Origin of the sequence: Streptomyces spongiae, from assembly GCF_009377185.1 — a bacterium.
Classification (GTDB): domain Bacteria; phylum Actinomycetota; class Actinomycetes; order Streptomycetales; family Streptomycetaceae; genus Streptomyces; species Streptomyces spongiae.
In genome coordinates, this window is sequence record NZ_VJZC01000557.1 from 1 (window position 1) to 6575 (window position 6575).

The window sequence follows — 6575 nt, forward strand, 5'->3', positions numbered from 1 at the left end:
GAGGGGCGGCTGATCGAGGATCATCCGCTGGACGCGCTGAAGTCGCTGGTCGAGGAGGTGGGGGCGGATGAGGTCATCGTGCTGACCGATCCCCACTACGTGGAGGAGTTCTTCCATCGGGACTGGGCGTCGCGGGCGCGGCACAAGGTGGGGGTGCCGGTGTTGAAGCTGTTCTCGCACAGCAAGGCGTAGCCGGGGGCGCCGTTGGGGTGCCTGTTTGTTGTCGGGTGCGGGTTTGTTGTGGCTGGTCGCGCCCACGCGGCGGAGCCGCAAATTGATACAGCCCCGCGCCCCTTTCGGGGCGCGCCCTGGGGGACGCAATAGGCTGGGGGCGCCCGTCACCGTACGCACCCTTGGGAGACACACGCATGGCAGCCGGCCTTCCCACCTCCATGGACCGACCGCACTTCATCGGGATCGGCGGGGCCGGGATGTCGGGGATCGCGAAGATCCTCGCGCAGCGCGGGGCGAAGGTGGCGGGCAGTGACGCCAAGGAGTCCGCGACCGCCGAGGCGCTGCGCGCGCTGGGGGCGACGGTGCACATCGGGCACGCGGCGGAGCACCTGGCCGACGACGCGAGCAGTGTGGTCGTGTCCTCGGCGATCCGCAAGGACAATCCGGAGCTGGCGCGCGCGGCCGAGCTGGGCATCCCGGTGGTCCACCGCTCCGACGCCCTCGCCGCCCTGATGGAGGGCCTGCGTCCGATCGCCGTCGCGGGCACCCACGGCAAGACCACCACGACCTCGATGCTGGCCGTGTCGCTGGGCGAGCTGGGCCTCCAGCCCTCGTACGCGATCGGCGGCGATCTCGACGCCCCCGGCTCCAACGCCCTGCACGGCGACGGCGAGATCTTCGTCGCCGAGGCGGACGAGTCGGACCGCAGCTTCCACAAGTACGCGCCCGAGGTCGCCATCGTCCTCAACGTCGAGCTCGACCACCACGCCAACTACGCCTCCATGGACGAGATCTACGAGTCCTTCGAGACGTTCGCGGGCCGGATCGTCCCCGGTGGCACGCTGGTGATCTCGGCGGACCAGGAGGGCGCCCGGGAGCTGACGCGGCGGTTGGCCGGCAAGGTCAGGACGGTGACGTACGGGGAGGCCGAGGACGCCGACGTACGGGTCCTGTCGGTCGTCCCGCAGGGGCTGAAGAGCGAGGTCACGGCCGTCCTGGACGGCGTGGAGCTCACGTTCACGGTCTCGGTCCCCGGCCGCCACTACGCCCTCAACGCGGTGGCCGCGCTGGCTGCGGGTGCGGCCCTCGGCGTCCCGGCCGCGGAGCTCGCCCCGGCCCTGGCCGCGTACACGGGCGTCAAGCGCCGCCTCCAGCTGAAGGGCGAGGCCGCGGGCGTCCAGGTCATCGACTCCTACGCCCACCACCCGACCGAGATGACGGCGGACCTGGAGGCGATGCGCGCGGCCGCCGGTGACGCCCGCATCCTGGTGCTCTTCCAGCCGCACCTGTTCTCCCGGACCCAGGAACTCGGCACCGAGATGGGCCAGTCCCTGGCCCTGGCCGACGCCTCGGTCGTCCTGGACATCTACCCGGCCCGCGAGGACCCGATCCCCGGCATCACCAGCGAGCTGATCATCGAGGCGGCGCGGGCCGCGGGCGCGGACGTCACGGCGGTCCACGACAAGGACGGCGCTCCGGCCGTGGTCGCGGGAATGGCGAGGGCGGGCGATCTCGTTCTCACCATGGGCGCGGGTGACGTCACGGACCTGGGCCCGCTGATCCTGGACCACCTGTCGAAGTGAGGGGCTGAGCTTCATGTCGTACGACGTCGAAAAGCCGGACGAGCAGTGGCGTGCGGAGCTGACCCCGGCCGAGTACGCGGTCCTGCGCCAGGCCGGCACGGAACCCGCCTTCACCGGTGAGTACACCGACACCAAGACCAAGGGTGTCTACTCCTGCCGCGCCTGCGGCGCCGAGCTCTTCACCTCGGAGACCAAGTTCGCCTCCCACTGCGGCTGGCCCAGCTTCTTCGACCCGAAGAACTCGGACGCCGTGGAGCTCTTGGAGGACCGCTCCCACGGAATGGTCCGCGTGGAGGTGCGGTGCGCCCGCTGCGGGTCGCACCTCGGGCACGTCTTCGAGGGCGAGGGGTACCCGACGCCGACCGACCAGCGGTACTGCATCAACTCGATCTCGCTGCGGCTGGCGCCGGACGAGGAGTGACCACAAGCCGCCTTGTGCAGTGCCCGCGAGTAGAAGCACAGACGGGGATCGTTCGGTTTTAGCGGTGAAGCCCCGCCGAGACTCGCCTGCTTCGGAAAGATCATGGCGCCGCAGTTCGGAAGCGTGCCCGGCAGGGGGCGTGGTCGCCCACTCGCGGATCAGGTGGCGTCGGGAAGCGCTGCTTGAGGGGGCGGGGGACGGCGACGATGTCCCCGTGATCGGACAGGTTGACCCACCGGCGTACCCCTGGCGGCCGTTCGCCGGTACCGGTGAACGGAGCTGGTGACAGGCGGTCGAAGACTCCGTGGCGGAGTGCGAGGGGGGAGCCGAGTGTCAGGAACAGGTCGACGTCGAGTTCCGGGTGGGCGTGGAGGGCCTCGTAGGCCACGACGCTTCCGAGGGAGTGGGCGATGACCACGTGGGCGCCCGTCGAGGAGATGACGCCTGCGACCTCCTCTCGGGCCGCGGTGCGGGCAGCGTCGTCCGGCCCGCCGAGATAGCGCGTGACGTCGCGGAAGAACGTGGCGATGAACGCGCGGGTGAGGCGGCCGTCGAGGCTCAGACGCTCGGAGATCGCGGAGACGAGTTGCCGGAGCGGAACGGCCAGGCGTCCCTGAGCCGTTGCTGGTGGCGGAAGTCTCAGGCCCATGGGCAGCGGCGAGCCGAACAGGCGCGCCGTCGGGGGCGACGGCGATGGCGAACACGGTGTCCGGGAACCAGAAGACGTCGGCCCGTCTGCCGCTTCGCAGGTCCCACAGCCGCAGGGACCTGTCGAGTCCGCCCGTGTAGAGGTGTGGGTGTCCGTCCAGCTACCGGGCCGCGCTCTCACCGGCCGATGTCGTCGCCGCCCGCTCGGCCGCCTGGGCCAAGGACCTCGCTGCCGGGCTGGGCATGGCCGCCGAGCACGTCCCTGTCACGTACGCCTACTACGCGTGGCGAAGACGGCACGAGTGTGACCGGTCAGTGTGAACGTCCGGGTGGCGTCGAGTGCGGTCACGCGAACCTCGCCCCGGGAGTCGGATTCGGGCATACCTGGAGCCGGTCGTGCGGTGCCATGCGGATGATGTCCGGACCCACCGTGGCCGGAGTGGTATCCGGCCAGGACGTGGGTGGCGCAGACTGCCAGGCATGTCGCGGGTACGGGAACAGGGACTCTGTCTCCGTCCACACCGTTGCCCGCCGTCGACCTCGGCGGACAGCCGTACGCCGTCAGCGGTGACGCCCGGGGACTGTCCTTCCCCGTTCTTCGATGGTCCTGGCCGCGGACGGCGCGAGCAGGACGCGCTCCGGTTCTCCTCTCCACACCGGGTCCGTCACGTCGACGTCGGGCCAGCGGGACATCCGGTCCAGGTGATCGGCGGTGGCTATCGCGACCTCACCTCTGTCGGAGACATAGACGACGTGCTGGGCCCCACCGATGGTGATGGTGACGATCGCGGAGGCACCTGGGCCTTCACCCAGGTCGCGCCGTTCCAGATGCTTCTCTGCCGTGTTCGTGTCCCACAGGGCGACCCCGTTGTGCGCGCACGAGGCGACAATTTTCGGATGTTCGCCGGCCTCCAGGACTGCGCTACGACGACTGGGTCACGGTCCTGACCGTCCATCCCGATCGCCCGCGACCGGCTCGGGACCATGTCCCAGATCGAGGTAGCGGTAGCACGACAGCCGGGCGGTGGTTGCCCGGTCCTCCCCGGCCGGAGGCGGATCGGGGTCCGCGACCTGGGCGAGAAGGTCCTCCGGCATCCCGCGCCCTCCGCCCAGGCCAGTCGGAATCGTTTGGATCGGCAACGGCGAGTTCCTCGAACTCCTCAACGAGGATCATCCAGCAGCACGGCGCTGACCAGATCGGCCGGGTGTTCGGCCTCGTCCACCGCGTCCATGACGAGACAGGGAGGCACGGGCTTGGCCCGCAGTGCCGTGACCAGTTGGTCCGTGACACCGCATTGCGCATCGCCCGTCCCCAGCGAACTCCCCTGAGTTTTCGAAGCATTGTGCCAGTCGGCGGCCGGTGCCGATTCAGGCTCCGGCAACGGCGGATCATGTCGGCGAGCGGGGCAGAACATGAGTCAGCCCCGGTGGACGTCTGCCACCGAGCTGCCCGAGGGGCCGGCTTCCGGGAAGTCCGCTTCGGGCTGGTCCGGCCGCCTTCGCAGGTTCCTGACGACGACGCGTCGGCGACTGCGGGAAAGCAGGAGACCGCACCCCGGCTCCGCGCCTTGCGCACGGATCTGGCTCGCATGATGTGTGCGGGAGTGCTCGTTCCCGACACCTGTCTGGAAGGCGAGTACCGCGGTACTCGCCACACCGCGAAGGTTGGCGTAGACGGAGTTCCCACCCTGCCCAGCGGTGACACCCTCACCAGCGCGGGCGAGGCGGGAAACCCAGGGCGGCCGTCTTGTGTTCCGGTAGCGGCTCGATCTCTCGTAATACGCGTCATACGGTGGTTTCATGGCGAAGACGCGGATCAGCATCAGCCTCGACCAGGCCCAGGCCGAGCGCATCAGAGAGCATGCCGAGAGGGCGGGCATGGACGTCTCGGCGTATTTGGTGCATGCCGCGACGCGGCAGATGGCCGAGAGCGATGCCATAGAGGAGCAGTTCGCCGATGTGGACGCGGTGATCGCCCGGGCGGAGCGGGAAGCCGGAGAGATGTCAGGGGGACCCGCCGACGCACCCGTGGACCTGACGGAGCAGGAGCGCCGCGAGGTCGAAGAGGCTCTCGGTCTCGTGCACGGCCGAGATCGGCAGGGACATCGCCCGGGGCATGCCGCGTGAGCGCTCGGGTGCCGGTGTACGACACCGGTATGCTCACCGCGCTCGCCGACCGTAAGGCGAAGGCGGTGGCGCTCCATGAAGGGGTGCGGTCGACCCCGCATCGGGCGCTGGTGCTCGGCCCGGTCCTGGCTCAGGTGTGGCGGCCGCGTCCGGCGTTGGTGCACGCCCTGTCCGGAGTGCTCAGGGACTGTGCTGTCCCGCAGGCGCGTACGTCCGAGCCGCCGATGCGCGAGACGAAGGCGGGCCGCCCGGAGTGCCTGGCCTGCGCCACGGGGCCGGACCTGGCCGACTGGCGGCGCATCGGTACGGCTCTGGGGCAGGCGGTGCTGCCGGTCAAGAAACGTCCTGATGCAGTGGATGCCTGGGTGGCTCTGGCGGCAGTGAGGCACGGCAGCGCCGTCATCTTCACCAGCGATCCGGACGATCTCAGCGCCTATCTGAAGGTTCTGGCACCGCCGGATGTGCATGTGGTTGCAGTCTGACGGTACGGCTCGGGCGCGCACGCCGTCACGCCGCGGCCGACGGCGGACGTTCTGAGGCCGCGGGATGCCTCGCAGCGCCCCCCGTCTCACAGCACCTTGCGGTGGACGAGGGCGGACAGGATGAGCGCGCCCGGCAGCAGGGGCACCCCGACCGTCAGGACGCGGTAGCTGACGACGGTCGCCGTGGCCAGGCTCATCGACGTGCCGAACGCGACCAGGGTGAACACCAGCGCCGCGTCCACGGGCCCGATGCCACCCGGCGCGGGCACCGCCCCCACCGCGGTGCTGGCGACGAGGAACGCAAGGGCCACCTGCCCCCAGGACAGCTGCAGGCCGAGCGAGGCCCCGACCGAGGCGATCACGCTCGCCTGGAGCAGCGGGGTGGCGGCGGACCCTCCCCAGAGGGCGAGCACCCGGCTGGGCATGGTGTGCAGGAGCCGCGCGTCGGTCAGGGCCGTACGGACGAGGGCGAGGGCCGGGCGGCGCAACGGGCGTACGGCCGTGAGGAGCAGCGCGGCCGTCGCGAGACCGCCCGCCACACTTCCGGCGGCCAGCAGCAACGTCCACCCCTCCGGGACGAGGTGACCGAGCCGGAGCAACTCCGGGAAGGCGACGAGGAAGACGAGCAGAACCACCGTCTTCGCGATCGGCTTGGCCAGCGAGTACAGGGCGAGCGAGGCGGTGGCCCGGGCGAGGGGCACGCCCTGGCCCTGGAGGAACCGCAGCGTGACGGCGTGCGCGCCGATGCTCGCCGGGAGCACGTGGTTCGCGGCGCCCGCGGCGAACTGCGACGCGATCAGCAGCCCCGGCGGGAGCCTGTCCGGTATGGCCCCCTGCCGGACGCAGGCGGCGGAGAGCCAGCCCAGGCAGGTGAAGAAGGCCGCGGCCAGCAGCCACCAGGGGTCGGCGGAGGCCAGCCGGGCGGCGCCGTCGCGCACGGACCGCCAGTCGAGTACCGCCCACGTTCCGATCAGGACGAGCGGAAGCAGAGTCAGGACCCCGCGGGCGAGGCGTGTGGCGGAGGGGGAGCGGACGGTGGTGGGGAGGGCACCGCGGAGATCATCGAGGGGGAACAGGGACACGGAGCACGTCGTCCTTTCGCGTCACACCCGCGCAGGCTGGGTCGGCATCGTGCGGGGC

Annotated in this window: 7 protein-coding genes and 1 pseudogene; 5 read left to right on the forward strand and 3 right to left on the reverse strand. The window is 70.8% G+C overall.

Going from position 1 to position 6575, the window contains the following annotated elements; translation table 11 throughout:
- The 3 genes and pseudogenes from FNH08_RS41310 to msrB all read left to right on the forward strand — a co-directional run.
- Nucleotides 1-192 (forward strand): annotated as a pseudogene (locus FNH08_RS41310) (indole-3-glycerol phosphate synthase); the annotation flags it as partial.
- Between the two features lie 176 nt (nt 193-368).
- Complete coding sequence (murC, locus tag FNH08_RS41315; protein WP_152776655.1) at nt 369-1757, forward strand: UDP-N-acetylmuramate--L-alanine ligase; 1389 nt, start codon at nt 369-371, stop codon at nt 1755-1757.
- Between the two features lie 13 nt (nt 1758-1770).
- Nucleotides 1771-2178, forward strand: a complete 408-nt coding sequence (msrB, locus tag FNH08_RS41320) for a peptide-methionine (R)-S-oxide reductase MsrB (RefSeq protein WP_152776656.1) — start codon at nt 1771-1773, stop codon at nt 2176-2178.
- Between the two features lie 100 nt (nt 2179-2278).
- On the opposite strand, the gene FNH08_RS41325 is transcribed toward msrB, so the two are convergent.
- On the reverse strand, nt 2279-2827 hold the full coding sequence (locus FNH08_RS41325; RefSeq protein ID WP_152776657.1) for a hypothetical protein: 549 nt from the start codon (nt 2825-2827) through the stop codon (nt 2279-2281).
- A gap of 1159 nt (nt 2828-3986) precedes the next feature.
- Entirely contained in the window at nt 3987-4208 is a 222-nt protein-coding gene (locus FNH08_RS41330) for a hypothetical protein (RefSeq protein ID WP_152776658.1), read from the reverse strand.
- A gap of 418 nt (nt 4209-4626) precedes the next feature.
- Here FNH08_RS41330 and FNH08_RS41335 point away from each other — a divergent pair, with 418 nt between their 5' ends.
- Both FNH08_RS41335 and FNH08_RS41340 read left to right on the forward strand, forming a co-directional pair.
- Nucleotides 4627-4953, forward strand: a complete 327-nt coding sequence (locus tag FNH08_RS41335; protein ID WP_152776659.1) for a plasmid mobilization protein — start codon at nt 4627-4629, stop codon at nt 4951-4953.
- A gap of 29 nt (nt 4954-4982) precedes the next feature.
- Nucleotides 4983-5435, forward strand: coding sequence for a hypothetical protein (locus tag FNH08_RS41340; protein WP_152776660.1), 453 nt, complete (start codon nt 4983-4985; stop codon nt 5433-5435).
- 86 nt (nt 5436-5521) lie between these two features.
- On the opposite strand, the gene FNH08_RS41345 is transcribed toward FNH08_RS41340, so the two are convergent.
- Nucleotides 5522-6517, reverse strand: coding sequence for a lysylphosphatidylglycerol synthase transmembrane domain-containing protein (locus FNH08_RS41345; RefSeq protein WP_322726301.1), 996 nt, complete (start codon nt 6515-6517; stop codon nt 5522-5524).
- Nucleotides 6518-6575: the final 58 nt, after the last annotated feature.